Source organism: Streptomyces cadmiisoli, from assembly GCF_003261055.1.
Taxonomy (GTDB): domain Bacteria; phylum Actinomycetota; class Actinomycetes; order Streptomycetales; family Streptomycetaceae; genus Streptomyces; species Streptomyces cadmiisoli.
Window position 1 is genome coordinate 8892279 of record NZ_CP030073.1, and the last position, 26884, is coordinate 8919162.

Annotated in this window: 23 protein-coding genes and 1 pseudogene; 7 read left to right on the top strand and 17 right to left on the bottom strand. The window is 66.9% G+C overall.

Annotated features, from left to right (window positions below; translation table 11 throughout):
* Positions 1-432 precede the first annotated feature (432 nt).
* The 6 genes from DN051_RS38990 to DN051_RS39010 all read right to left on the bottom strand — a co-directional run bounded on the left by DN051_RS38990 (position 433) and on the right by DN051_RS39010 (position 7801).
* Positions 433-918 carry a hypothetical protein gene (locus DN051_RS38990; RefSeq protein ID WP_079001562.1) on the bottom strand — a complete coding sequence of 162 codons (486 nt, stop codon included), beginning with the start codon at positions 916-918 and terminating at the stop codon, positions 433-435.
* Positions 919-1033: 115 nt separating this feature from the next.
* Positions 1034-3484: a SpoIIE family protein phosphatase gene (locus DN051_RS38995; protein WP_246040770.1), complete on the bottom strand. Its 2451-nt coding sequence runs from the start codon at positions 3482-3484 to the stop codon at positions 1034-1036.
* A gap of 238 nt (positions 3485-3722) precedes the next feature.
* Positions 3723-4565 (bottom strand): IS21-like element helper ATPase IstB, encoded by an 843-nt coding sequence (gene istB / locus DN051_RS39000; protein ID WP_112441642.1) that lies wholly within the window; start codon positions 4563-4565, stop codon positions 3723-3725.
* On the bottom strand, positions 4565-5821 hold the full coding sequence (gene istA, locus DN051_RS39005; protein WP_112441644.1) for an IS21 family transposase: 1257 nt from the start codon (positions 5819-5821) through the stop codon (positions 4565-4567). Before istA ends, istB begins: the two co-directional genes overlap by 1 nt.
* Positions 5822-5902: 81 nt before the next feature.
* Positions 5903-6808: a DUF308 domain-containing protein gene (locus DN051_RS47945; RefSeq protein WP_425471705.1), complete on the bottom strand. Its 906-nt coding sequence runs from the start codon at positions 6806-6808 to the stop codon at positions 5903-5905.
* Positions 6809-7369: 561 nt separating this feature from the next.
* Positions 7370-7801: a MarR family winged helix-turn-helix transcriptional regulator gene (locus tag DN051_RS39010; protein WP_053762096.1), complete on the bottom strand. Its 432-nt coding sequence runs from the start codon at positions 7799-7801 to the stop codon at positions 7370-7372.
* A 118-nt stretch (positions 7802-7919) separates the two neighbouring features.
* On the opposite strand from DN051_RS39010, the gene DN051_RS39015 reads away from it, so the two are divergent.
* The gene (locus tag DN051_RS39015) at positions 7920-8813 is read left to right on the top strand and encodes a sigma-70 family RNA polymerase sigma factor family protein (RefSeq protein ID WP_112441646.1); all 894 of its coding nucleotides are present in this window, start codon (positions 7920-7922) and stop codon (positions 8811-8813) included.
* 279 nt (positions 8814-9092) lie between these two features.
* Here DN051_RS39015 and DN051_RS39020 read toward each other — a convergent pair whose 3' ends face one another.
* Together DN051_RS39020 and DN051_RS39025 are read right to left on the bottom strand one after the other, a co-directional pair.
* Complete coding sequence (locus DN051_RS39020) at positions 9093-9935, bottom strand: alpha/beta fold hydrolase (RefSeq protein ID WP_079001565.1); 843 nt, start codon at positions 9933-9935, stop codon at positions 9093-9095.
* A gap of 384 nt (positions 9936-10319) precedes the next feature.
* Complete coding sequence (locus DN051_RS39025) at positions 10320-11270, bottom strand: alpha/beta hydrolase (protein WP_112441648.1); 951 nt, start codon at positions 11268-11270, stop codon at positions 10320-10322.
* Positions 11271-11783: 513 nt separating this feature from the next.
* On the opposite strand from DN051_RS39025, the gene DN051_RS39030 reads away from it, so the two are divergent.
* On the top strand, positions 11784-12170 hold the full coding sequence (locus tag DN051_RS39030; protein ID WP_246040771.1) for a DUF6193 family natural product biosynthesis protein: 387 nt from the start codon (positions 11784-11786) through the stop codon (positions 12168-12170).
* A gap of 41 nt (positions 12171-12211) precedes the next feature.
* On the opposite strand, the pseudogene DN051_RS47950 reads toward DN051_RS39030, so the two are convergent.
* From DN051_RS47950 to DN051_RS39050, 6 genes and pseudogenes are all read right to left on the bottom strand, one after another.
* Positions 12212-12301, bottom strand: a pseudogene (locus DN051_RS47950) (IS5 family transposase); the annotation flags it as partial.
* Between the two features lie 106 nt (positions 12302-12407).
* Entirely contained in the window at positions 12408-14159 is a 1752-nt protein-coding gene (ltrA, locus tag DN051_RS39035; RefSeq protein ID WP_199314792.1) for a group II intron reverse transcriptase/maturase, read from the bottom strand.
* A 595-nt stretch (positions 14160-14754) separates the two neighbouring features.
* Positions 14755-15519: an IS5 family transposase gene (locus tag DN051_RS39040; protein WP_425471799.1), complete on the bottom strand. Its 765-nt coding sequence runs from the start codon at positions 15517-15519 to the stop codon at positions 14755-14757.
* A 101-nt stretch (positions 15520-15620) separates the two neighbouring features.
* Positions 15621-18107 carry a SpoIIE family protein phosphatase gene (locus DN051_RS39045; RefSeq protein WP_112442819.1) on the bottom strand — a complete coding sequence of 829 codons (2487 nt, stop codon included), beginning with the start codon at positions 18105-18107 and terminating at the stop codon, positions 15621-15623.
* 248 nt (positions 18108-18355) lie between these two features.
* Complete coding sequence (locus DN051_RS45370) at positions 18356-18517, bottom strand: hypothetical protein (RefSeq protein WP_159054205.1); 162 nt, start codon at positions 18515-18517, stop codon at positions 18356-18358.
* Between the two features lie 20 nt (positions 18518-18537).
* Positions 18538-19245 (bottom strand): DJ-1/PfpI family protein, encoded by a 708-nt coding sequence (locus DN051_RS39050; protein ID WP_112441650.1) that lies wholly within the window; start codon positions 19243-19245, stop codon positions 18538-18540.
* An 86-nt stretch (positions 19246-19331) separates the two neighbouring features.
* Between DN051_RS39050 and DN051_RS39055 the strand changes: the two genes are divergently transcribed.
* The 4 genes from DN051_RS39055 to DN051_RS39070 all read left to right on the top strand — a co-directional run bounded on the left by DN051_RS39055 (position 19332) and on the right by DN051_RS39070 (position 23668).
* The gene (locus DN051_RS39055) at positions 19332-20669 is read left to right on the top strand and encodes an aminotransferase-like domain-containing protein (RefSeq protein ID WP_112441652.1); all 1338 of its coding nucleotides are present in this window, start codon (positions 19332-19334) and stop codon (positions 20667-20669) included.
* Positions 20670-21678: 1009 nt separating this feature from the next.
* On the top strand, positions 21679-22263 hold the full coding sequence (locus tag DN051_RS39060) for a sigma-70 family RNA polymerase sigma factor (RefSeq protein WP_053762139.1): 585 nt from the start codon (positions 21679-21681) through the stop codon (positions 22261-22263).
* The gene (locus DN051_RS39065) at positions 22260-23018 is read left to right on the top strand and encodes an anti-sigma factor (protein ID WP_381279959.1); all 759 of its coding nucleotides are present in this window, start codon (positions 22260-22262) and stop codon (positions 23016-23018) included. Before DN051_RS39060 ends, DN051_RS39065 begins: the two co-directional genes overlap by 4 nt.
* A 332-nt stretch (positions 23019-23350) precedes the next feature.
* Positions 23351-23668, top strand: coding sequence for an Imm51 family immunity protein (locus DN051_RS39070; RefSeq protein WP_112442823.1), 318 nt, complete (start codon positions 23351-23353; stop codon positions 23666-23668).
* A 30-nt stretch (positions 23669-23698) separates the two neighbouring features.
* On the opposite strand, the gene DN051_RS39075 is transcribed toward DN051_RS39070, so the two are convergent.
* Together DN051_RS39075 and DN051_RS39080 are read right to left on the bottom strand one after the other, a co-directional pair.
* Positions 23699-24820 carry an IS630 family transposase gene (locus DN051_RS39075; protein WP_342781510.1) on the bottom strand — a complete coding sequence of 374 codons (1122 nt, stop codon included), beginning with the start codon at positions 24818-24820 and terminating at the stop codon, positions 23699-23701.
* A 78-nt stretch (positions 24821-24898) separates the two neighbouring features.
* Positions 24899-25462 carry a DUF1295 domain-containing protein gene (locus DN051_RS39080; protein WP_246040773.1) on the bottom strand — a complete coding sequence of 188 codons (564 nt, stop codon included), beginning with the start codon at positions 25460-25462 and terminating at the stop codon, positions 24899-24901.
* Between the two features lie 363 nt (positions 25463-25825).
* Here DN051_RS39080 and DN051_RS39085 point away from each other — a divergent pair, with 363 nt between their 5' ends.
* Complete coding sequence (locus tag DN051_RS39085) at positions 25826-26005, top strand: hypothetical protein (protein ID WP_112441656.1); 180 nt, start codon at positions 25826-25828, stop codon at positions 26003-26005.
* Between the two features lie 115 nt (positions 26006-26120).
* On the opposite strand, the gene DN051_RS39090 is transcribed toward DN051_RS39085, so the two are convergent.
* A complete protein-coding gene (locus tag DN051_RS39090; protein ID WP_053762103.1) occupies positions 26121-26780 on the bottom strand; it encodes a fasciclin domain-containing protein in 660 nt (219 codons plus the stop codon).
* Positions 26781-26884 lie beyond the last annotated feature (104 nt).

A 26884-nucleotide genomic window follows, 5' to 3' on the forward strand; every position in this document is an offset into this window, starting at 1 on the left:
GACCGGCAGGGCGCGGCGGATTGCTGCCACCGGTGTCTGGAAACGGTGCACAAGAACCTCCCAGCGCGTGCGACGGGGATGACGCAGCCCCGTGATCCTTCATGACCGACTGCGGCACCGCACCGCAACCCTAGCCACACGGCTACGCGGCTCTGTGGCAGGGCGCACAGGGCAAGCGCCACCAGGCCGTGGAGCGAGCGGAAGTCGGGCATGAGAAGAATGATCAAGGAGGATGTGGAGATCAACTTCCGGGCCGTTGCTCGTGCGCCAGCGTCAGCTCGGACTTCCCCTCAGCCATCCCGACCTGCGTCAACGTATGAAGACCTTGCGCGGCCAGCAACTGGCCGCGGCATACGGCGAGATCACAGGCCTGCAACGCGGGATCCAGTCACATGGCCCGAGGCCGTGACAGCACACGCCCGTGTCCAGAGCTCACGATCCAGAACGCGAACCCAGAAGACTGTGCTGCACCAGACCCGAAGGAAGATCGCTCTTCCCCGAAGCCCGAGCAGTCAGCTCCACGAGCCCTGCCCGAAGGTCCGCAGCCGGCTCACCAAGGACGACCGCACTGATGATCAGCTCTATCATCAGACGGTCGTACTCGTCGCCCATGCTCCGATAACGCTCCCCATCGCCCTCCACCACGGCAGAGACGATTCTTCTTCCATCACCAGCCACAGGGGCGAAGGACGCCTCATAGACGCCGTAACCGGTCCAACTCCGGTGCATGAAAACGGCATCGGCTTCGACGAAGATGTTCCACTTCTCATCCATGTCCCGGGCTGCGTATCCGCGCTGGATCCGGTCCCAGTCCTCGTCAGTCCAGACACGATCCGGCACCAGAGCCACCGGTCTGGGCGAGCTGATCGGGTGGAGGCGCCGGAACGACTCTCTGGTGAGCGGGGCATCGGCAGTCATGACGTGATCCTACTTACGGGTCGCGCAGTGAGGCTGACCACTGCCCGAAAAGCCCCCAAGGCCGGCGGGTTGTGCGGTGGCGGCAGGCGATAGGCCCGGGTGGTCCGGTTGCTCGTCAGGGGCGGAGGTCGAGGTCCTGCTCGGCCCAGACGAGTTTGCCGCCCGGTATCGGACGGGAGCCCCATCGTCGGGACAGTTGGGAGACCAGGAAGAGGCCACGGCCGTTCTCGTCGCAGGCGCCCGCGTTGCGCGGACGCGGGAGGCAGGTGTCTGTGTCCGACACTTCGCAGGTCAGGACCTGGTGCCGGATCAGACGTAGCTGGATGGGGCCGGTGCTGTGGCGGACTGCGTTGGTAATCAGTTCGCTGACGATCAGTTTGGTGGAGTCCTCGAGACGTTCCAGGTCCCACGCGGCCAGTTGGCCGGCTGCCAGGTTCCGGGCGCGGCGAACGGAGGTGTCGTCGCTCGGAAGGGTCCAGGTGGCGACTCGGTTCGGGCTGAGCGTGCGGGTGCGGACCAGTAGCAGGCTTGCGTCGTCGCACGCCGTCTGGCCTTGGACGGGCTGCATCGCGTGGGTGCAGAGCTCTTCCAGGGGGAGATCCGGATGGGCGAGGGCAGTGCCCAGGCTGTGCATTCCGTCATCGATGTCGTTGTCGCGGGTTTCGACCAGGCCGTCGGTGTAGAGGGCGATGAGGTTTCCCTCGGGTAGTTCCAGTTCGACGGCCTCGAAGGGGACGCACAGCCCGATTCCGAGGGGAGCTCCGGTGGGTAGGTCAGGGTAGGTGATGTGGCCGTTCGGGCCGATGATCGCGGGCGGGAGGTGTCCGGCTGTTGCCATGGTGCACTTGCCGGTGATCGGGTCGTATACGGCGTACAGACAGGTGGCGCCGACAGCGGTGGCAGCCTGGTCCGGGGCATCGCTGTCTGCTTCTGCCAGTCGCTGGACGGTGTCGTCGAGACGGGTCAGCAGTTCGTCGGGGGGCAGTTCCATGTCGGCGAGCGTGCGGACCGCGTTGCGGAGCCCTCCCATGGCTGCGGCGGCGTTGATGCCGTGTCCGACCACGTCCCCGATGACGAGGGCCACCCGGGCGCCGGACAGCGGGATCACGTCGAACCAGTCGCCCCCGACACCGCGGTCGATGTCGGCGGGCATGTAGCGGGAGGCCGCCTCGACCGCCATGCCGCCATTCAAACGGCGTGGGAGCAGGGTGCGCTGGAGTGCGAAGGCCGCGTTGTGCTGGCGTGTGTACTGGCGTGCATTGTCCAACGACACTGCGGCGCGGCTGACGAACTCTTCGGCCAGGAGCAGATCCGCCTCCTGGAATGGCGCCGGGTTCTCGGTGCGGAGGAACAATGCCACGCCTAGCAGGACGCGCCGCACGCGGATGGGGACGAGCATCACAGAGTGCATGCCGGTCTCGAGGGCCTTCTGGGCCCGTGCCGGGTCCTTGTCGATCCAGGTGCCCGCGGAGGTGTCAAACGACGGCTGCAGGTAGGACCTCCCGGTGCGCAGGACTTCGAAGAAGGGTGCCTCTGGCGGCATCGGGATTGCTTCCCCTCGCCCCCACGGGGACTCCGGGACCCCTTGGTGGATCGAAGCCAGACCGGCACGCCGCAGGACGCGCAGTCGCTCGCCTCGTGAGCCGATGCGGACCGGGACCCCCTCGCCGATCACGGCCGACTGCACCAGGTCCACCGTGACGAAGTCGGCGAACAGGGGTACGGCGAGGTCGGCCAGTTCCTGGCCGGTCTGCATCACATCCAGGGTCCTGCCGAAGCGTGTGCCGGCCTCGCCAAGGACGGCGAGGCGCTCACGTACCTGCTGCCTCTCGGTGACATCAACGCTGATGGCGCACACCCCCAGAGGCCGGCCGTCGGCACCCTGGAGACAGGAGAACGAGACCGCGAACGGGCGCTCCGGACCCCGGCCGGCCGGCAGCCATGTCCGGTACTCGCGGACCTTGGTGGTGCCGCACTCGAGTACCTGCCGCATCACGGCCTCGGTCGCCTCGGTCTCGGTGCTGGGCCACGCATCGGTGGGTCGACATCCGAGCCGTCGCTCAGCGGTAACCCCGTCCTGGCTTTCCATCACGTCGTTCAGCCACGCGCAGCGCAGTTGCAGATCACGAACGACGACGCCGATCGGCGCACGGGCAAGAAGTGCCCCCTGCGCCCGTCCGCTCGACGCGTCTGCGGACAGTACGCCGATGTCGGTCACGGAAGCGATCCACCGCACTGTTCCGTCCCGTCCCCACACCCTCGACATGCGCATGCTGACGTCGAGCACGCGGCCGTCACGATGGCGCACCGCCGTAGCGCCCGGCCAGCCGTTGCGGGCAATGCACTGATCGACGAACACCGCTACTGCCTCCGCATCATCGAGGGACGGCAGGACAAGGGCGGCGGACCGTCCCACCACCTCGCCGGCGCAGTACCCGACGAGCTGCTCGGCGGTATGCGTCCACGCGACCACCATCCCCTGCTGGTCGAGCAGCGCGAACGCCGTACCCGACACGTCAGACGCGTTCATCCGAGTACCGGCTGTCGCCTGGTCGGTGATGGTCATCAAGCTGTTGTTCCTCGGGTGGCTGGGTGACTGGCGAGAGCTACGAATCTGAGGTCGTTATGCCTGTTTCGAAAGCCTGTCCGCGTAGGAGTCTGTTTTGTGACAGTGCAAGAGCGTGGCTGCCGCGGTCGCGCTGGTCCGGGACGGAGGTGGCTCGCGCGGGGGCATGTCGGCGTCGGCTGAATCGTGACCCACTTTGGGCGGTGGAAATCTGACCCGGTTGGTGTCGATGGGTGGTTCAGTCGTTGTCGGGTGTGTCGGTGGGGACGCGTCCGAGTTCGCGTCCTCGCATGCGGTAGGAGTCGCCTTTGAGGGAGTGGACCTCTGCGTGGTGGACCAGTCGGTCGATCATGGCGGCGGCTACGGTCTCGTCGCCGAAGACCTCTCCCCAGCGCCCGAAGGGCTTGTTGCTGGTGACGATCACGGACGCGCGTTCGTATCTGTTTGATATGAGCTGGAAGAACAGGTTCGCGGCCTCCGCTTCGAAGGGGATGTAGCCGACCTCGTCGACCACGATCAGCGGATAGCGGCCGAGCCTGGTGAGCTCGGCCGACAGGCGGCCGGTCTCGTGGGCGGCGGCGAGCTTGTCGACCCATTCGGCGGCGGTGGCGAAAGCGACGCGGTGTCCGGCCTGGCAGGCCCGCACTGCCAGGCCGATCGCCAGGTGGGTCTTCCCGGTGCCGGGCGGGCCCAGGAAGACGACGTTTTCCTTGCCCGCGATGAAGTCCAACGTGCCCAGATGCGCCAGCTGTTGGCGCGTCATGCCGCGCAGATGGGTGACGTCGAGCTCCTCCACCGTCTTGATCGCGGGGAAACGGGCGGCGCGTACTCGTGCCTCGCCGCCATGCGATTCGCGGGCGGAGACCTCGCGCTGGAGGCAGGCGACCAGGTATTCGGCGTGGGTCCAGGACTCCTTGCGGGCCCGTTCGGCGAGCCGGTCGGCGGCGGCAAGGAGAGCCGGGGCCTTCATGGCCCGGGCCAGGAATGCCAGGTCGGAGGCGGTCTGCTGACCGGTCCTGCGACCTGTGGCCGTGTCGGCGGCGGGTGCTTGTGCGTCGGTGGTGGTGGAGGTGCGGGCCATCAGCCGGCCTCCTTGCCTTCGCCGCCGTCGATGACGGTGAACAACCGGTCGTAAGAGCCCAGCTCGCGCTGTTCGACCTCGATGAGCGGGCTGGAGGCGGAGCCGACGGCGTGGATGTGACCGGTGGGCCGGCGCCGTGCTTCCTGGCGCATCGCCCGTCCGGCCTCGGCGTGCTCGGGATCGGTGAGGGTCTGGTGGCGGGCCCAGCAGCGAGCATGCTGGGCGACGATCTCGCCGCCGGAGGTGAGCACGATGACCTGCTCGTTGTCGGTCAGCACGGTGACCTGGTGGCCGATCGCGGCGGGGTCGACGGAGTAGTCGCAGGTGTCAACCCGGACATAGTGGTCCCGGCCCAGCCGGGCCGAGAACCGCCACCAGGTGGGCGGGTCGACCGCGGGCAGGGTGAGCATCTGGGCCCGGTCCGCTGCCCACCGGTCGGCCGGACGGGCCCCGAGAGTGCGGTGGACACGCCGGTTGGCGACCTTCAGCCAGGTCTGCAGCTGGGTGTTGAAGTCGTCCGGTCCGCTGAAGTGCCGTCCGGGCAGGAACGAGGTCTCCAGATAGCCGTTGGCCCGTTCCACCAGCCCTTTCGCCTCCGGATCCCTCGGCCGGCACAAGTAGATCTTCGTGGCGAGCAGGCCCGCGAACGCGGCGAACTCGCTTGTCGGGCGGCCGCGGCCGACGCCGGCCTCGTTGTCCCAGACCAGCGTCCTGGGAACGGCACCCCACTCCGTCAGCAGCCGCCAGTGCCCGTCGATCAGATCGCCGGTCCTGCGGGATGGCAGCATCCGGGCGGCGATCACGCGGGAGTAGCCGGACACCATCACCAGGACCGGCGGGCGTCCGCTCTGCCCATAACCAAGGGGGATGTCCGCCTCGGGGAACCATAGATCGCACTGGGCCAGCTCACCTGGCCGATAGACAGTGCGCGAGACCGGATCAACCGGAACATAGGCCGGCCGCAGTTGCCGGATCCGGTCTTTGAGGATGGTCATGCCCCTCTCCCAGCCGATCCGCTCGGCGATCACCGTCGCGGGCATCGTCGGAGTCTCCCGCAGCAGTTCCCGGATCTGCACCTCCACCGCGTCGACGGCCGAGCCCCTGGCCGGCCGCTGGTACTGCGGCGGCCGGTCGCTGGCCAGGGCCCGCTTGACGGTGTTCTTCGAGATGCCCAGATGCCGAGCGATCGCCCTGATCGGCATCTGCTCAGCCCGGTGCAGCCGGCGGATCTCTGCCCAGTCCTCCACGAGGATCACCTTCCCTCCTGACCTTGATCACCAAGGCCAGAGTCAGACGAAGATCACCAAGTGGGTCACTTTTGATCCGCCATCAGAGGGTCAGCGTTCGGCCGTCGCCGAGAGGGCAGGCGCTGGGGCATTGGCAAGCGAGGTTCGCCGGGCGCCAGTGCGCGTCATGCTTGTCCCGGTGACCTGTGACCAGCGAGAGCATCCCGGACCGTACAGGTGAGCAGATGTACGGTCGGCCTCGAGCGCGTGGTGCGCATCGCACCACAAGGCCGACAGGACAGTCATCCTCATCCGTGCACCTGTCAACGGATTCTTGGTCACCGCGTGCCCGAAAGGCTTTGGCGCAGGCCGCAGCATCGTTCTCGTCTCGCTGTCTTGGCTGCCGTACCAGCGGTCCACCTGCCCCATCGGGGACGACGGCTGCGCTGTCCCAGATGGGGCGGGCAGCGGAGGCGTTCTGCGCGGAGCCAGGCGCGCAGGCGCCCCGTTGCGGGGGTCGCTGCCCATGGTCACCTGGCGCGAGTGATGTGCGCCACGGCTGGGGCTTCGGCACTTGAGCACCGGGGCCGTGACGCGGCCGTGCGGGGGCGTCGGTGGGGAGGGCGCATGGCGGGCCGTGCGCCGTGTCGGTCGACAGCCCACACGGCGGTGAGGCCGAGCCGGAGAACGGCGAACAGAAGCGGGTCTCAGGCGATTTTGGCGCTGCAGGACACCCACCGGAGGAGGTCCGCGCCGGACACGATGTGAGGTTGGACGTCGCGGAGTCAGCATTTGGTGTGCGCGAAACGAGTGCAGTACTAGGCCGGCGAGGGTGGACAGGCCTCCCGCCACCAGCACGGGCCATTGTGCACCGAGTTCGGGGCCGCGCCGCCGCAGGCCGATCAGAATCTGGGCCACGCCGGAGATGACGGCCCAGGTGCCGAAGACGTGCCGTACCGCCTGCGGGCCATTGGCTCCAGTTGCGTCGAGGGCGATCGCGATGTGAGCTCTGACCACGCCGGGACCACGTGACCTGATCTTGCGATTCGTTGGTGATCGCGCGGTAGTCGATCACTGATGCCACCGTGTCGATCAACAGGTAGACGGCCGGCAGGGTGATCGTTAAGGCGTCGAGTGGATCATGGCGGACGGAGGACGTCGCGGCCCAGCCTGGGGCCAGGATGCCTCGACCCATGTACAGCTTGCGCAGCGGGGCGCGGGGGCAGCACCCAGTAGTGGGCGCTGTCGAGGTCACAGGTGCTTTCGCTGACCAGCGCGTGCGAAGTACGCCCTACCGACGCCGCGCCGGCGGTGCAGCGCGACATGGTCAGCCGCCCAAAGGATCTCCTGCTTCGTCGTGCTCCCGGCGTTGAGTCGTTGAGAAGGTCGTTCGCCGGGATGATGTCCGCCGCCGCGCGAGGGACTGCGGACGACTCATCCAGCACTCCGAAACCTTGATCGTCTGGGTCGCTGTCACCCTCATGACCAGGTGCTTCGTCCGGTAGGGCGCCGTCTCCGAACCTTCGTCATGTCCGCGGCATGCAGGCAAGCGGCTGTGTCGAAGAGCAGGGCACGGCCTCAGCGTTTTGTCAGGCCGGCCAAGGTGGCCAGGGTTGTCATGAGGTTGCGGCGCTGCTCCTGGGTGAGGTCGGCGAGCATGATCTCGTCCGTTCGCGCAGCGATTCGCTGGGCCTGCTCCACGACGTCGGCGCCGTGTTTCGTGAGTTCCACGAGTTTGCGGCGTCTGTTGTGCTCGTCTACGCGGCGGCTGAGATATCCGCGTTCTTCCAGTGAGCGCAGGAGTGGTGTGAGGGTTGCTCCGTCGATTGCGGTGAGTTCGCCCAGGTGGGTCTGGCTGATCGAGGGTCTGTCGCGCAGGGTGAGGAGGACTGAAGCCTGGGGCGGCGTGAGCTGTGGGTACAGGCGCTGCCACTGGGCGGTATAGGCCTGCAGTGCCCGTCTGAGCAGGTGCAGGGGGGCGTCCGTGAGGCTGTGCGGGATGTCGGTCAAGGAAGCCTCTCGTAGATGGGTGCGTTGCGGACTCGTAAGTGGCGCTTGCGCGACCAGTGTATCTTCGTATGCGAAGGTTCGTATACGAAGTGTTGTTTCGTGGGATGGAGGGTGGCGAATGGACCACACTGACGCGATGCCGATCGCCGAGCTGCTCGACGAGCGTCGGTATCTGCGAGATGTCGCCGATTCGATGCTGAGCCGCCGCAGTGAGGCGGAGAGCGTCGTCGACGAGACCTACCGCAGGTGGTTCGGGCTCTCGGAGGCCGCACGCCGGCGGATCAAAGCGCCCCGGTCGTGGCTTGCGAGGACCGTGGACGGGATCTGCCGAAGCCGCCTGGCCCAGCCCTTCCTGGATGATGACGTCACCCACGAGGGTGAGACCGCTGAAGTGCGCCGAGCGGCTGCTCGCCCCGCTGCTGTGCCGGAGGCCGAGGTGAGTCGGGTGCAACCGATGGCGCTTGACTCCCTGTCCCCGGCCAGGAGGGTGAGATTTCTACTTGAAGACGTCTTCGGGATGGCCCCAGGCACATTCACCAACGTCTGGGGGCACCCCGTCCCAGAACGTAACGAAGCGCAACAACTCCTGCACTTCCTTCGATTGCGACGCTCAACTCCCACCACGCCGCAGCAGCATGACGCCGCTGTCCGCGCGGTCCGCCAGGCCTGCTTGAACGATGACGTCGACCTGCTGGCGTCCCTGCTGGATCCGGACGTCGCGGCGTTCTTCGACGGGGGCGGCAAGGTCCGGGCGCTGCCCAGGCCCGTCCACGGCCGATGGCATGTTGCCCACAGCCTGCTGAAACTCCTGACTTGCCACCCTGGCACCACGCTGACCACGCACTCCGTCAACGGCCGCACCGGCCTCGTGGCCCGCTACGGCCATCAGGTCGCTGCCGTCGTCAGCCTCGACATCGCCGATGACCAGGTCGCACAGGTCTGGGCAGTCCTCAACCCCGACAAGCTGCTCACCTGGAACCAGACCCCGGCACAGACCAGACCTCCGGCATAGCGGGCCCAGGTGCAGCGCCACCGACTCGTGTGTGAGGCGCTTGACCGGTGCCAACTTCCGATCGCAGCGCGACCTGCGGCAACGGAAGCATTCTCGACCCGCACTTGCCCATGGCGGTCAGATGCGAGGAGCAGGATCTGACTGGATGAGACCACGGTCGCACCTGAGCGGCCGTCCGAGCCGCATACCGGCGGCGGAAGCTCACGGGGGGACTGATGGCGGCTGACGACGAACGTGCGGGGCGGCGCCTTCACCGCCCCGCACGGCTGAGTGTGCTGGTCAGCGGACCGTCCGCGCCGCCTTCTCAATGATGCGGGTGACGGCACCCGGGTGGGACACGCTCACCGCGTGGGAGGACTTGATCTCCTTGATGTGGGCATGGGCGCGCTTGGCCATGTAGAGCTGAGCATCCCGGGGGATGATCTGGTCATTGGAGCCCACCAGGGCCCAGGAGGGGATCGTCTTCCAGGCAGGCTCTCCGGAGGGCTCATTGAGAGCAGTGCCGGTTCCGGGGCGCTGAGTGACCGCCATCAGGTCAGCGGTCTTCGCGGGGACATCCGCGCCGAAGGCTTGGTGGAACTTGGACTGGTCGATGTAGAGGTCGACGTCCTGGGAGCCGTCGGGCTTGGCGATCGGGACGGGGCGCAGAACCTTGTTGATGACGCTGCCCGGGAACTTGCTCGCCAGGTCATTGGCGCTCTCGCCCTTGTCGAGCAGGAAGGCGTCGGCGTACACGAGTGCCTTGACGTTGTCGGAGCCGTGGGCCGCGTTGCTGATCACCGCTCCGCCGTAGGAGTGCCCGACAAGAACCACCGGCCCGTCGATGCTTGCCAGCAGGTTCTTGACGGAGGCGGCGTCGCCGCTCAGGCTGCGCAGCGGGTTGGCGGCGGCCACTACCGGGTAGCCCTTCTCCTTCAGCTTCTTGATGACACCGTTCCAGCTGGAGGAGTCGGCGAACGCGCCGTGGACGAGCACGACGGTCGGCTTGCCGCTCTTTGAGGGCGTGCTCTTGGCAGCGGTGGCCGGACCGGCCGACGTAGCAAAAAGGGCGGTGGCGACGGTTGCGGCGGCCATGAGGGTGAGCGGAGTGCGGGCACGCCGAAGACGCGAGTGACGGTACATGAAAGGGCCCTTTCGAGGCGGAGGTTTCGGTCATTTCCTGATAGATGGATATGGCCGCAGTGCGGCAGGATGCTGCCGCGAGCCATGGAGTGGCAGTCCGTGAGCGGAAGCGAGGGCAGCTCAGGGGACTTGCCGGGATCGGGCTACGGCCGGGGACCGGCTCGGTGAGTCGATCGGGCTCGACGGTTCCGTACGAGGGTTGGCAGGGTGCCGAGTGACCGAGCTGATCGGTTCGCCCACAGTGCTCTTTGTGTCTGTGGGGTGATGAGTAGTCGCAGCAAACAGATGTCTTCGTCTGTCAGGTCTGCGTGCGCGAGCGCCGAGGTGCGTATGGCGTCGGTGCTTGTGGTCCTTGGGGTGCTGTGGCTGAGCAGCGCGGCAGTCTCAGTTGCTGTGGAGGGCGGCGCGCAGGGCGTGAATGGCCTGCTCCACCGCGGCAGTTGTGGCCTGAGTGGGGCGGAGTGGGTTGAGCATCATGAAGTCGTGCAGGATGCCGTTGTAGCGGATGCTCGTGGTGGGTACGCCGGCCTGGGTCAGCTTGCGGGCGTACGCCTCGCCCTCGTCGCGCAGCACGTCGTTCTCGTCGACGATGACGAGCGCGGGCGGCAGGCCCTTCAATTCCTCCAGGCTCGCTCGAAGCGGCGAGGCGGTGATCTCACCACGCTGGGCTGGGTCGGTGGTGTAGCAGTCCCAGAACCAGGCCATGCCCTTCGCCGTGAGGAATGGGCCGTCCGCGAACTCCCGGTAGCTGTCGGTGTCCTGGGCTGCGTCCGTGACGGGGTAGTACAGCGACTGGTGCACGAAGGTCACGTCGCCGCGCTGCTTGGCCATGATGGTCAGTGCGGCAGTCATGTTGCCGCCGACGGAATCGCCGGCCACCGCCAGACGCGAGGCGTCCAGGCCTTCCTCGCTCCCCTTGGCAGTGATCCATTGAGCAGCCGCGTATGCCTGCTCGATGGCGACGGGGTATTTGGCCTCCGGTGAACGGTCGTACTCGACGAACACGACGGCGGCATTCGCCCCGATGGCCAGCTCGCGCACCAGACGGTCATGAGTGCCGGCGTTGCCGAGGACCCAGCCGCCGCCGTGCACGTAGAGCACGACGGGCAGCGGGCCCCGGCTGCCGACGGGCTTGACGATGCGTATCTGCACGTCGCCGACCGCAGCGGGCACGGTGATCCACTTGTCCTCCGCGTCTGGCTTCTTCACTGGCGCAGCTTGCAGATCGTCCAGAACCTTCCGGGCGCCTTCCGGGCCAAGTTCGTACAGGAACGGCGGGTTGGCCGTGGCATCCGCGAGCTCCTGTGCCGCGGGCTCGAGAACGGGCTCAGTCATGGTTGCACTCCTCGGGTTGGCAGGCTGTTTGCCTGCGTTAACCCGTATGACCAGGAACCTGCTCATGATGTGACACACATCTCGTAGACATGAAAAAGCTGTATTTTTCCAGTTCTGGAAGGAGCATGTCGAACGCTGGTCCCGGCGGAGTGGACTTCTTGTGATCGGGCCGCGATGGCAGGACCTTCGTGGACAACTCGTGGTTGCCGCTGCAGGTTTGCGTCACGGTGCGCGTGGCGTTCAGGTCGACTTGGCGTTAGCCAGGTCGGCGACGGGGGAGCGGGGCGCGCCGGCCCTTCCCGACGGTGCGCCGCTGTTCCCATCCGGTCTCCGGGTGGTGTCTTGGGCAGGCATCGGCGGCCCGTGGTGAACAGGGGCAGGTCGACTGCCCCCGGCCGCAGCATTGTTATGAGGTGTGAAACTCAGGACTCTTTGGTGGGCTCAGGACCACGACATCTCAGTGCTGAGCGACTAGGGCGTGTTGGGAATGTCCCCCGCAAGGAGGCCGGAGACTTGTCCGCAGTCGCCTCGAGTGTGGAAGATCAGCTCATGCCCGAAGCCCCTGACATCGAGACGGCCTGGCGCCAACTGCTGGAAGGCACTCCCGGAACCAGGCAGGGGGATCCTTTGGTCGTCGAGGCGGCATACGCTCAGTCCCGACTTCGTGACCTCTTTCCCTTCCCGACTCACGGTACGTTGCACTTCCTGCGTGCTGCGCCGCCACTGTGGCCTGAGTCGGACAGGGACCGCCTGCCCTTCATCGTCTGTGGTGGACCGCCGTACAAGATCTACACGCCCGGTTATGGCGACCTCCTCGGGGAAGCCGCGACTCCGGACGAAGCCGCCGAGCTTCTGGTCGCTCATCTGCCGGACGCCGTGGGCGCGGACGCGGATGAGTGAGCCGGCACCTGGCAAAGCAGGGGTAGTCTCCAGGGGGTTGGTCATAGCCATTCATTGATGGCTGCGACGAGAACTGTCGCCTCGTAGCGCACGGCCAGCTTGTCGTACCTCGTGGCCACGGCCCGGTGGCGGTCGGGTAGCCGGGTCACGTCGCCGTGACCCGGCCCCCTCAGAACCGGACGTGCCTGTTTCCAAGCATCACGGCTCAAGCAAGCCCGAAGGCTTCACAGGTTCTGCTCATTTCCGGTCGCTGTCGCCTGCGTGATGCTGGCGATGGCATTCCGAGTGGACGAGCCGAAGATTCTTGCTCTCATCAGAGCCGCCATGCCGCCGGTAGGTGAAGTGGTGTTTATGCAACCGCTTCTTCACCGCGTCGAACCAGTCAATCCACTCGCGTGGGCTGTCAGGCTCATATTCCGCGCCGGCGATGAGCGCTTGACCGCACAGTGGGCAGACGCCCTTCTGGCGGGCTGCCAGAGTAAGGCTGATCTTGTCCATCGGTGGTGGTGTGCGCGTCTGACGGCGTTGGCTCCAGTAGTCGAGGAGTGCGGGATCGTCAGGTGACGACTTACCCCTGACCAACTGATGCCGCCTGATGTTGGTCCAGGCGAACTTGGGAAGGTGTGCGCCCGTGGCACGGTCACCGAATACCCAGTTGTTCATCTTGGATCGGTTGAGCCTGCCGAAGTACTTGTTCACAATCCAACGCTTCGACTTCTTCGGGTGGGTGCGCTTGGCCCACTTGTAGGTGAGCGTCCACACATAGCTGTCCAGCGCCGAGAACGTCCGGCTGGACACCACTGTCCGGTAATACGCGGACCAGCCCCTGACGATAGGGGACAGACGGCGTAGTACGACTGTGATGCTCTGCCCTAAGAGGGCTTGCATCTCGGATCTCAGTCGCTTCCGGACTCTCTTGACCGCGTCCCTGCTGGGCGTGATGATCAGGCTGTCGCCATGGCGGCGGATGTTGAACCCGAGGAAATCGAACCCGTCCGACAGGTGGAGGATTCGCGTCTTCTCTTCATTGAAGCGAAGTCCTCGGGGTTGCAGCCATTCCGCCAGGCGTGACCTGACGGTCTCCGCCTCCTCCTTGCTCGTGCAGAACACGGCGAAGTCATCGGCGTATCGCACCAGGATCGGAGTTCCTTTCGCAGCCCACATGACCTTTCCTTTGCGGGTGGCGAAGCGGACTCCTGCGGCCTCCTCCATCCCGTGCAGAGCGATGTTGAGCAACAAAGGGCTGATCACGCCGCCTTGAGGGGTTCCCTCCTCGGTCCGGGTGAAGCGTCCGTCATCGACCACACCAGCCTTCAGCCACTGCCGGACTAATTCCCTGGCTGGGAATTGCCCAACGGCTTCGAGCAGGTGGTAATGGTCGATGCGGTCGAACGCGGCAGCCAGGTCGGCGTCCAGTACCCACTGGCGCTTGGCCGCCTTGCCCTTCGCGGTGCTGAAGATCGCCTGGATGGCGTCGTGGCAGCCGCGGCCCGGCCGGAATCCGTAAGAGCGTGATTCAAACCGAGCTTCCCACTCAGGCTCCAACGCGTTCTTCACACGTGCTTGGATGGCCCTGTCACGCATGACGGGGATTCCGAGTGGTCGTTGCTTTCCGTTGCTCTTTGGGATGTAGACCCGCTTGACGGGCTTGGCCCGCCAGGGTTGTGTTTGGCCGTCAATTTCAACTGCCATCCGTGCTCTCGCCTTGGGAGTGAGAGCGCGTTCCCTGTCGATCCCTGCCGTCTTGCGGCCTCTGCTCTGCTGTGTCACCCGCTTCACGCTCACGAGCGTGTTGCTGCGGCTTCTCAGCATGAGCTTTTGCAGATTGCGGACCTTCTTGAGGTCCCCTTCCTGTGTCGCTTTGAAGATCCTCTGTCTCAGACGCCGTACGTTCTCCTCGGCTTCGGCCCAGTTGATGCTGTGCCAGTCGAGATTTCCGCCCTGGGGTCCGTTCGCTATGGAAGTCCGAACAGGATTGGGTAACTCCAACTGTAAGTTCCTCCTTCGCGTCTAACTTGTCCGCCAGGTTCCGGCTGCTTTACTCGGGATACTGCAAAGGCTCACCTGGTCCACGTGGGCACCCTTTCGGGTCGGGTCACTGGGACCCGTATCCGGCGGGTTATGACCGGAGGCGTGAAGGTTGCCTCCAACTTTCCCCTGATCTTTCGATCTACCGGCATTCGCTTCTTGGACCATCCTGTTCCCGCTGGAGAGTTGGGCCTTCCTTGCGGTTGGCTTACCGGGCTGTGGCCCGGACTCCATCGGGGTTTCCACGTTCCACACACGTAAGTTGCGACTGGGGTGGGTGCCCCCTCTATCCCGAAACCGGCGGTGTCCTCCTTCCGGTCTCAAATCTCCGGAAGTCGCCTGACGCCTCTCAGCATCGGGTTCTGTAGCTGCCGACTGCAAACCACCAGGCAGCTTCAACCTTACGAGACATCAACAGGGGTTCACGCGGTTCACCCGTCCAGTCTTTCCCTCGCCTGTTATTTCCCGGCGGCCGGGAAATTCTTGGGCTTGAACGCTCAGCTTCACACCCCGCTGTTACCGGCGACGCATGTGAGCGCGGGAACGGATACGGACACTAATCCGGGGTCAGCACATCTCTCCTTCCTTCGTGGCTTTCCCACTTAACGTGTGCGACTTCGTGTCGCACTTTCAGCCGGTTGATGCCGCACTCCACCGCGTGTCGCTCCTTGTAGTCCTCCTTATCGAAGACCGGCGGCCGGCCACCTCGGGAGCCGAGCTTCTTGCGGTTGCGGACCTGATCGGCTTTCTCCGGGATAGTGCATCCGATTCTGCGTCTGCGCAGGTAGAAGCGGTTCGCGCGAGAGCCGTAGGCTTTGTCGGCTCGGACCCTGACCGGCTTGGAGCGCGGTCGTCCGAGACCGGCGCGGGGGACACGAATACGTTCCAGGACAGGCTGGAACTGCGGACTGTCGTGCCGGTGCCCGGCAGTGACCAGCAGCGACAGCGGCTTCTGCCCCTGCTCGGTCGCCAGGTGGATCTTCGTGGTCAGGCCGCCTCGGGAACGTCCAGCGGCGTGCTGGTGGGCGCGGCAGCCAGTCGAATCCACGCTCACATCCCAGGTAATCAGACCCTGCGCGTCGGCCTGGAGTTGCAGTTGCTCCAAGATCCGCTTCCAGGTGCCGTCGCGCTGCCACCGACGGAACAGGTCGTAGATCCGGTCCCACGGGCCGTATCGCTCGAGGACGTCCCGCCACGGGGTGCCCGCGCGGGTCCGCCACCGTATCCCGTCGATCAACTGTCGACGCGTCCACGTCCGCGGCCTGCCCGCCTTCTTCCCCACCGGCAGCAACGGCTCCAACTCCCGTGGCACGCCGCCCAGAGCGGACGACGCCTCTTTCCCCAGGCAACACGCGAGCGGGAAAGAGGCGTCATGTCAAGCGATGCCGGGACCGGCGACGTCACATGCTTGACGTCGGCGCGTCAACGGGCTGTACGCAATTGGGGACGGGACAGGCGGGGTAGGTCTGCTTCTGCCCAGACGACCTTGCCGGCCTGCGCCGGGCGGGTGCCCCATCTGCGGGACAGCTGGGCGACCAAGGCGAGGCCGCGGCCGTGCTCGTCGACGGTGCGCGCGGTACGCATGCGCGGGACGTGACTGTCGGCATCTGTCACCTCGACGGTCAGGACATGGTGCCGGATCAGACGCAGGCGAATCGGATCGGCGCTGTGGCGGACGGCGTTGGTCACCAGTTCGCTGACGATCTGCTTCATGCCGTCCACGGATCCTTCCAGACCCCATTCGGCGAGCTGATCGGCGGTGAGGTTCCGGGCGTGGTGGACAGCGGTCTGGCAGCTGGGCAGGGTCCAGGAGGCGACCTGGTCTGTGCTGAGCGAGCGGGTGCGGACCAGGAGAAGGCTGGCGTCGTCGAACGCTCCTCGGTCCTCGACGAGTGCCATGGCGTCGGTGCAGAGCTCCTCCAGAGACCGGCCCGGTTGCGTCAGGGTGGTGCCCAGGCGGTGCATGCCCTCCTCGATGTCCTGGCCGCGGGCTTCGATCAGGCCGTCGGTGTACATGGCGAGGAGGGTTCCCTCGGGCAGTTCCAGCTCGATGGCTTCGAAGGGGAGTGCCAGTCCGATGCCGAGGGGGCTTCCGGTGGGAAGGTCGGGGAAGGTGACCCGGCCCTGCGGGTCGATGATCGCGGGCGGTGGGTGCCCGGCCGCAGCCATGGTGCACCGGCGGGTGGCCGGGTCGTAGACGGCATACAGGCAGGTGGCGCCCACTGCCGCGTTGCTCTGGTCCGGATCGTCGCCGCTCCCTTCAGTCACTCGCTGGACCGTGTCGTCGAGGTGCGCCAACAGTTCGTCGGGGGGCAGCTCGAGTGCGGCGAGCGTGTGGACGGCGGCGCGGAGCTTGCCCATCGTCGCGGCAGCATCGATGCCGTGTCCGACCACGTCGCCGACCACGAGGGCCACCCGGGCACCGGACAGCGGGATTACATCGAACCAGTCGCCGCCGACACCCCTGTCGATGTCCGCGGGCTGGTAGCGCGAGGCCGCCTCGACCGCCGCACCGCCACACAGACTGCGCGGGAGCAGACTGCGTTGCAGCGCGAGCGCCGCGGTCTGCTCGCGGCAGTATCGGCGGGCGTTGTCCAACGACACCGCGGCGCGCCTGACGAATTCTTCGGCCAGCCGCAGATCGGCCTCCCGGAACGGCACGGGATCCTCGGTGCGGACAAACAGCGCCACACCCAGCAGGACGCGCCGCGCATGGATTGGCACGACCATCGCGGAGTGCAAGCCGTTCTCATGAATCATTCGCGCCCGCACCGGGTCCCGGTCGATCCACGAGCCCGGAGCGGTGTCGAGGGCCGGCTCCATGTGGGACCTGCCGGTGCGCAGGATGTCGGTGAAGGGCGAGGCGGGCGGAAGGGGGACCAGCTCACCGCGTACCCAGGGGGATTCCGGAACCCCTTGGTGGATCGAGGCCAGACCGGCACGCTGGAAGACGGGCAGGCGCTCCTTCATCGGACCGATGCCGATCGAGGGTCCTTCACCGGACAGGACCGACTGCTCCAGATCCACGGCGACGAAGTCGGCGAGCAGGGGCACGGCGAGATCGGCCAGTTCCTGACTGGTCTGCATCACATCCAGGGTGCTGCCCAGGCGTATGCCTGCCTCACCGAGGACCGCCAGGCGCTCGCGCTCCCGCCGACTCTCGGTGAGATCGGCGCTTATGGTGCAGATCCCCAGCGCACGACCGTCGGCGCCCTGCAGACAGGAGAATGACACCGCGTACGGGCGCTCCTCGCCCCGACTCGTCGGCAGCCACGTCCGGTACTCGTGGACCTTGGTGCTACCGGATCTCAGTACCCGACGCATCACCGCCTCCGTGGCTTCGGTTTCGACACTGGGCCACGCGTCGGTGATTCCGATTCCAAGCCGCCGGGCACGCGGAATGCCGTCGTGGCTCTCCATCGCATCGTTCACCCAGGTACAACGCAGTTCCAGATCACGGATAACCACGCCGATCGGTGCACCGTCGAGAATCGACCCCTGCACCGATAGGTTCACCGTCTCCCCGAACGGCATGCCGATGTCGGTGACGGACGCGAGCCACCGCTTTGCTCCGTCCTGTCCCTGCACCAACGAGATCCGCAGGCGGGCGTCGAGTGTGCGACCGTCCCGGTGGAGCACAGCCGGCGCTCCCGACCAGCCGTTGCGGGCACGGCACTGCTCGACGTACGCCGACATCGTCGGTGCTATCCCGAAGCATGGCAGGACGAGTGTGACGGAACGCCCGACCACCTCTTTGGCGGAGTATCCGACGAGGTGCTGAGCGGCCTGCGTCCATGCGACCACCGTCCCCTGTTCGTCGAGCAGCGCGAACGCCGTGTCGGAAATGTCAGAGGCCTGGATCTGCCTACCGAGTGTCACTCGCTCGGTGCTGATCGTGGTCTTCTTCATGGAGCTGTCGTCCTTGGATGGCTTGGGGATGGGCGACATGGGGCATAGAGGTCACTTCTCCTCTTAGTGGGCAACTGACCGGACAGTGTCTTGTTCTGTGACAACGCCGCATCCGTGGCGTACACCATTTCCTCCTTGCACCCCGTTGACGGGATGCGAGGAGGACGCATCACGCGGACGTCACGTGCGCGGCGGCCTGGGGAACAAGGGAAGCGTGTTGTCGGCCGGGGATCGCTCGGCCGGCGTGCTCACGCTGGAGAGGCAGTGCGGAAATCGCTGGGCCAGTTGTAGGGCAGAAACGTCTCGTCGAGATGATCACAGCCGTTGTCGCGCCGTGAGTCAGGCATGACCGTTGTCCGCTCGGCGCTGTTCGTGCGGCTGCCCAGGCTGCGTCTCACCGCATCGTTCATCGCTTTGCGACCTTCCTGCCTCAAGAGCCCGGTAGGTGTGCGGCCGCGAACGACGGGCTGCCGGCGGCATGGCCTCCTGGCCGGTACTGCTTGCGGCTGGTCGTTTCGGACGAGCGCCGGTCTGGGGGCGGCAGGTAGGGGGTGATGTTGCGCCACGCACGCTGTACGTATTCCTCCTTCTCGCCGACCGGGGCGACATAGTGCAACGCGCTTTCGGCGGCGGCGTCGCCCTTGAGGCGGGCGATGATCCAGGCGGCGAGGTAGTGCGAGGCCAGGCAGCCGCCGGCGGTGGCGATGTTGTCCTTGGCGTAGAAGGGCTGATTGAGCACCTCGACGCCGGCGGCGATGACCCAGGGCTTGGTGATCAGGTCGGTGCAGGCGGGGATGTCATTGAGCAGGCCGAGCCTGGCCAGCACGAGTGCACCGGAGCACTGTGCCGCGATGAGCTGGCGCGAGGGGTCCAGGCCGCGCAGGCTGTTCATGATCGTCTCGTCTTCGACGACCTCGCGGGTAGCGATGCCACTGCCGACGATGACGGCGTCAGCGCCGCACGCCTCCTCGAGAGTGGACATCTGTTCGATGATCACTCCGTTCATGGAGGCCACCTTGGGGCTCGGGGTGGCAATGGTGACGCGCCAGCCGTCGGTCTTGACACGATTGAGCACGCCGAGGGCGATCAGGGAATCGAGCTCGTTGTAGCCCTCGAAGGTGAGGATGGCGATGTGCACGGCGGCTGTCCTTCCGCAGGAGTGGTCTTGACGCTAGGGACCGCAAACAGGACAGTCAAAGAATTGTCATGGATACAATTCGGTGCATGGCAGCCCCGCGGTACAAAACGCTGGTCGACGCGCTCGCGTCCGACATCCGGACAGGCCGGCTCGCCGCAGGCATGCGGCTTCCGACACACCGTGGGCTCGCCGCTCGCGAGGGCATCGCCGTGGTGACCGCGACCCGGGTGTACGCCGAACTGGAGGCGATGGGACTGGTGAGCCGGGAACAGGGCCGCGGCACGTTTGTGCGTGACATCGCCGTTCCCGCCGGTCACGGCATCGATCAGCAAGTCGTCGCCGCGGATGCGGTCGACCTCAACTTCAACTATCCGTCGCTGCCCGGACAAGCCGATCTCCTGCGGCAGGCCTTGCGAGAGGTGGCCACCTCAGGGGATCTCGACTCGCTGCTGTGCTACCAACCACATCGAGGGCGCCCCCAGGACAGAGCCGCGATCGCACGGCATCTGAGGCGTCGAGGAATCACCCCTGACGCAGACCAGATCCTCATCGTCAACGGTGCGCAGCACGGCCTGGCCGTCACCGTCATGGCCGCGCTCAACGCCGGTGACGTCGTCGCCGTGGACACACTCACCTACCCCGGTTTCAAGGTGCTCGCGCAGGCCTTTCATCTGGACTTGGAGCCCGTACCCACATCCGCCGACGGCCCAAATCTCGATGCCTTCGAGAAACTGTGCGCGACCCGTCCTGTGCGCGCGATCTACACCATGCCGACCTTGCACAACCCTCTGGGCTGGGTCATGCCGGCAGCTGACCGCACCCGTCTCATCGAGATCGCTCGGCAGCACGGTCTGCTCATCATCGAAGACGCCGCATACGCCTACCTGGTCGAGGACCCTCCACCGCCGCTGGCTGCAAGCGCTCCGGACATCACCTTCTACGTCTCGGGACTGTCCAAGAGCGTAGCCACCGGCCTCCGGGTCGGCTTCGTCGTCGCCCCGCCTTCCACGGCGCCATCGCTCGAACGCGCGATTCGGGCAACCACCTGGAACACCCCGGCCCTCACCACCGCGATCGCCTGCCGCTGGCTCGAGGACGGCACGGTGGACCACCTGGAAGCGAAAAAGCGAGACGACGCCAAGGCCCGCCAAGCCCTCGCAAGGCACGAACTGGCAGGCCTACCCCTCATCGGCCATCCCTCGTCGTATTTCACATGGCTACCCCTGCCCGACGACGCACGCGCAGATCGCCTGACCGCCACGCTCGCCCGTCAGCACATCTCGGTAAGCACGGCGGAGCCCTTCACCACCTCGAAACACACGCCACAGGCGCTCCGCCTCGCTCTGGGCTCGACCGATCTGGACCGCCTTCAGTCGACGCTGCGCACAGTGCGACGAGTCGCTGTCGAGGACGCCTACGCCTGAAGTCCACTCGACACCGATTCCTGCCGGACTGTCATACGAAACGATTCGTCCGGTAGTCGGTGGTGTCGACAATTCTCCATCCTTGAGCATTATCCTGCAGCGGCCATCAAATCCTCTGTTATAAGCGTGCTTTACGCGTTATCGGCGCTGGTCGTCGAAGACATGGCGGACGGCGGTGTCGCAGGGGGGTCGGCCCGCACTCGGGAGGACCCGGTGTGCCGCGTCCGGTGTGCGGCACGACGTCGGTGAAGCTGCACCGGTAGCACCGCCGTACGGTGGCAGGCGTGCCGGTCGATGGGCGCCCGGTTGTGGTCCGCTGCGCTTACGGCGGTTGGTCTGCCCGGATCTGACCTGCCGACGGCAGGCCTTCCGCGAGCAGATCGCCTGGCTGCTGGAGCGCTTCCGGCGGCGCATTGTGCGGCTGACGTGGCCGATATCCCCGGTGGCGCGGGAGTCGTGCGGCCGGCCGCGGTTGCATGCCTCGCCGACTTCCCGGCCGTGCTTGCGGAACGGGAGGGTCTCGATGCTGACCGCCCCGGCTGCTGCCTGACCCAACATCCCGGTCACCTTCACCCTCCCCGACTGACCAGTGCCACTACCCCCGAATCGCGACTGGTGAGCGGTCCGTCCAACTGGGCCGGCCGATTCGCGCTGCATTGCACACTCTGGCGCTGCGCGCCGGGGCTGTGGCTGGCTTGGTGGTGTCGGCTGCGCGCACCGAGCTGTATCTCGGCCAGGAGAGCATGGTGCGCTGCGCTGGTCGGACGTGATGATGTCGTTGAGTTGCCCACCTGAGCCAGTGGGCGATTGTCACGTACGACGTTGCGGACTGCCTACGCACGCTCGCACGTACGCGCGAGTGGCCTGGTGCGCACGGCCGTGAGCGTGAGCAGCGCGAGGCCCAGGCCGGGCATGAGCAAAGTCACCCGGACGTGAACCAATCCGGTCTCCGAGTTGCCTCGGATTACGCGGGGACATCCCGCTCGTCGCGCCTGTTGGAGTGAACACCGTGAAGGAAGCCGTGTACATCGGCAAGAATCCATCAGCCCAGCCCGATCTCCAGAAGCTGATCCATGAAGTGGCTCTGGGTGACCAGGACTCCTTCGCCGCGGTGTACGACGCCGTGGCAGGTTCCGTGCTCGGGGTGGTCCGGGCGGTATTGCGTGATCAGGCGCAGTCGGAGGAGGTCGCCCAGGAGGTCCTGGTGGAGGTGTGGCGCACGGCGCCCCGGTATCGGCCCGAGCGCGGGACGGTGATCAATTGGGTGCTGACCATGGCTCACCAGCGGGCCGTGGACCGGGTCCGGTCGGCGGAGGCTGCGGCGGCACGTGATCACAAGGCCGCTCTGCTGGACCGCACGCCCGAGTACGACGAAGTGACCGAACAGGTGGAGAACCGGCTGGAGCGGGAGCAGGTGCGCCGATGTCTGCGCACCCTGACCGAGATCCAGCGCCAGGCGGTGACCCTGGCCTATTACCGGGGCCTGACCTACCGGCAGGTCGCCGAGGCGCTCGCGCTGCCGCTCGGTACGGCCAAGACCCGGCTGCGCGACGGTCTCATCCGGCTTCGTGACTGCCTGGGAGTGAGTGCATGAACAGCATGACCGACCCGCACGGCCTGACCGGTGCCTATGCCCTGCACGCGCTACCGGACGCCGAACGCGCCGCTTTCGCACGGCACATGGCCGACTGCGAACCCTGCCGCCAGGAAGCCGCGGAGTTTGCGGCCACCGCGGCCCGGCTGGGCCTCGCGGCCACGGTCACGCCCGGCAGCGCGCTCAGGGAGCGGGTGCTGCGGCGTGTCACCACTGTGCGGCAGGTGCCACCGGTCGGCCGTCCGGTGGAGTGGGCCCGGCGTGCCGGGGTGAGGAGGGCGGGGGCGTTGTCCCGATGGGCGCTGGCCGCGTGCGTTGCCGCGGCGTCGGCGTTGGGCGGCACCGCCGTCTGGCAGTACGAACGGGCACAGGACGCCGCGGAACGCGCGGCACGGGCGGAGCAGCGGGCCGACGCGCTGACCGGGGTGCTGGCCGCGTCGGACGCCAAGTCGCGGACGGTGAGCCTGCCCGGCGGGGCGAGTGGGACCCTTGTGGTCTCCGACGGCCGGGACCGTGCCGTGTTCCTGGCGTCGGGGATGGCCGAGGCGCCGCGGGACAAGGTGTACCAGTTGTGGTTCTCCGACGGGGGGACGATGCGGTCGGCGGGCCTGATGGACCCCGGCCGCACCGAACAGGCCGTGTTGTTGCGAGGCCTCGTGGACGGTGCAGCGGGCGTGGGCATCACCGTAGAGCCGGCTGGCGGATCGGAACAGCCAACCTCTGAGCCGATCGCCCTGATGGAGATGCCGGCATGAGGCTGTGCGGTAACCGGGGGATGAAAGCTGCGGGTGCGCGCCGCATAGGCGCACCAGCCGGGACCGTCGGCCATGTGGCCTTCCGGTAGCCGTTTCCCGCTTCCGGCGATCAACAGGTAGGTCATCCCGACCGGCGAGAGGACGGACACAGGCAGCCGCCGCGGGACCGGCGTCGCAGGCGATCAGGAACAGGTCCCACCAGACGAGGAAATCGCCGAGGTCGGGGCGGCGGGGTCTAGCGCTGCGACCGGAAAGGTTCACTGGGTTCGGGAGCGGATGAGCCTTTGGAGGGAGCGGACGGCCGGTGGGCCAGGCGTGAGAGTATCGCGGCCGTGACCATCAAGCTTCATGACTTCGACGGCGAGCACTCGCTGACCTTGGATGTTGGTGGCCTGGCTGCTGATGCCGCAGTGGTCGATGCAGAACACGAGCCGAACGGATACTTCTGGGAAGGTCTCGTGCGGTTTGCCTGGCCGGACATCGCCGAGCGCCTCGACTTCGACAGCGAGGCTGGCATGTTCTGCGCGGTCGGGAGTCCGAGCGACCTCGTACTTCTCAAGACGGCCGTTGAATCAGTCATCACGAACCCCGAGGCAGTCCGCGACATCATCACCCGGGCGGAGACTTCGGGCTTCGAGTTCGACGATTAGAGATCCAACCCGATAGCAACACCAGGTGGGTCAGGATGCTGTGCAGAGTGCGCGTCCGCCCCAGCGGATGCCCTTCTCGCTGCGGATCCGGGCACGCTCCTTGCGCTGGGCGGCCAGCACGTCGGGGTGGCGGGCGTTCTTGTTGCGCCAGCGCAGGTAGGCGTGCAAAGCCCGGGTCTGGGTGGGGTGGCTGCGGTGGTTGAAGTTGGCGACGGTGAACTGCCGCAGTGGTCCAAAGTGGGCTTCGATCGGGTTGGCCCAGGATGCGTAGGTGGGCGTGAAGCACAGCTCGACCCGGTTTCTCCTGGCCCAGCGCCGGATCGTCTCGCCCTTGTGAGCGGACAGGTTGTCCAAGATGACGTAGATCGGCGCGCCGTCCGGGCGGGCCGCGCGGATCGACCTCAGCGCGGCCAGGGCGTTCGCGGCGCCCTTCTTGCGGCGGTTGACGCCCCACAGCGTGTCGTCGCCTATCGAGTAGCAGCCGTGGAAGTAGCGGACGCCGTGGGTGCGGTGGTAGGTCGCGGGGTGCCGCTCGGGGTGGCCGGCAGGGGCCCAGCCGGAACCGCCGGTGGGGCGGATGCCGAGCGGGCCGAACTCGTCGAACGCGAACACCCGGTCCGGGAACCGCTCCAGAACGTGCTCGATCCGGTCGAGCTTGGTGTCACGCTCGGGGTCGGGTGATTCCTTCCAGGTCTTGGTGCGCTGGAAGGTGATGCCACGACGGCCGAGCAAGCAACGTAACGCCTCGCGGCCGATCCTGATCACGCGACCGTGCACGCGTCGCAAGTGGGCGGCAAGTTTGCGGACGGACCAGCTGGTGAAGGGTTGGCCGGGCCTGGTCGGGCGGGTGGTGGCCGTCGCGACGACGAAGTCCTCGTCGTCAGGACTGAGCAGGCGGGGACGGCCTCCCGCCCACTGAGGGTCCAGGCAGACCAGGCCGATCTCGTTGAACCGGTGGATCACGTCACGGACGGTGTCCTCGTCTGCCTGCACCAGTTGTGCAATCACCGGGACCCGGTTCCCGCCAGCCGAGGCCAGCAGCATCATCGCGCGCCGGTAGCGCACCGAACTGGTGCTGCCCCGGCGCACGCTCTGCTGCAGCTTCTGCCCCTCTTGGTCGGTCAACCTGCGCACACGGACAGGCCCAGCCACCACACCCCCAGCGATCGGACGAACGGACGTCACCGGACATCCAACCGCCGCGACCACCAACCCGGCGAACCTTCCCGGTCAGAGCACTAGCTCCGCAGGCTGCAGTCCATGATGCGGCCCCGCATCGGCCAAGTGCGCCTTGAACGCCGCCAGTTGGGCGTTCCCTGACGGCCTCGGAGCACAGCCCCGCGGCCCACGGGACGGTCTCGGTCCAGTCAGGACCATGAGGGGGCCCGGTCCGTACGCCGCGGCCTGGACGGGCAGGGACACCAGCCACACAAGGGCGCCCTGGAACAGGCCGATCATGCGCAGAGCGTAGAGATTCCGGCTGCCGGGAGCCTTGACCAGTACGGCTTCGTGGCGGGGGTGCTCGCCGTGGCCGTGGCCGTGGCCTCGCCCGGCGATGTGCGCGGCGAGACACAGTCCCCGCACGACCGACAGCGTGGTCACCAGGATCCGGCGCGCCGCGTCCCCGTGGCCGACCGCGGCGGTTGATTCCGAGACGGCGGCGAAGCCGAGTTCCCATGCGACGTCAACCACCCGGTGCAGGCCCTTGCGCACCGCCACTGCGAAGGTGACCGGCATGACGGCGAGCGCGAGCGCGGGCGCCGCGGCCAGCCCGAGCCTGAAGGCACCCCGCACACCGGGGAACCGGCGGGACGTTTGGCTGGGTAGGTGTACTACCGCGGACGTGGCTGAATCGGCGATCAAGCCGATCCCGTGCGTGACACCCGGCGGGCGTTGGACCGGCTGCGGGAACTTGTCGAGGACGTACCCGCTGTCCTGCTGAGTCACTCGATAGGCGGGCGCGCCGCCCTCAGAGCGGCGGGCGCCGATCGGGTGCGAGGTGTCGTCACCCTGGCGCTGTCGTGTCCGAGGGCGCGTTTCTCGGACAACTCAGGTACAAGGACATACCGGTGCCGCACGGCGGTCGTGACCGCGTCACCGTTCCCGGTGCCTTCGCGGTCTGCCCGGCATGCGCGGGCGGCGGGCGCGCATGCCGGAATGCTGCTGATCGAGGACGGCGGCCCCGCGATGCTCCGCCGTCGCAGCGACGGGTATCGCACCGCGGCTTCAGCCGTGGCCCACCTGGTGGCGCCGGACACCGCACGCTTCGACCTGTTCGCCGAAGCCACCGGCACCGGAGAGCCGGCCGTGAGGCCGCCCCTGCCCCTACGGGCATGAACGTCCGGCCCCGGCCTCCCGGGCCGACCGCCTCGCGACCTGTCCGTGCCACAGCGCCCGGGACGGCGGTGGGGCGTGACTGCCCGACCGCCGTCCCCGACTTGCCTACCTTGCGTCAGTTCTTGGGCATCAGGACATTGTCGATGATGTAGACGGTGGCGTTCGCCGTCTTGACGTTGCCGCAGACGACCTTGGCGGTGTCGTTGACCGTGTAGGACTCGCCGGTACCGGTCGTGGTCAGCTCGGACTTCTCCAGCGTCTCGAACGATCCGCTCTTCAGGTCCTCGGGCGTCAGCTTCTGGCCCACGACGTGGTAGGTAAGGATCTTCGTCAGCTGTGTCTTGTCGTTCAGGACCTTGTCCAGATCGGCCTGCGGGATCTTGGCGAACGCGTCATTGGTGGGCGCGAACACCGTGATGTTCTCGGCGTTGTTCAGCGTGTCGACCAGGCCGGCCTTCTTGACGGCACTGACCAGTGTTGACAGCGCGGGGTTGTTGGACGCGGCCGTGGCGACCGGGTCCACGGCCATGCCGTCGAAGGAGCCGGCGCCCTCCTGTGGCACCGAGGAACAGGCGGGGCCGAACGGCTCGTCCGTGGTTGCCATGCCGTCGGGCGCCTCATCCGTCTTCTCGTCGCCGCCCGCGGGGGCGGACGAGGCGGCCTGGGCGGAGTCCGAGGGCTTGCTGTCGGCGTCGCCGGAGCAGGCGGCGAGGGCCAACGGCAAGACGGCTGCAGCGGTGGCAGCGACGGCGGCGCGGCGGATGCGAGTATTCATGGGATCTCCTGTGAAACGGGCAGCGCGAAGGCTGCGTTGATAGGAATGAGGGGGAGTGCTGTTCTGTGGGGGTGTGGCATGCGCTTACGGCACGGCAGCCGGCC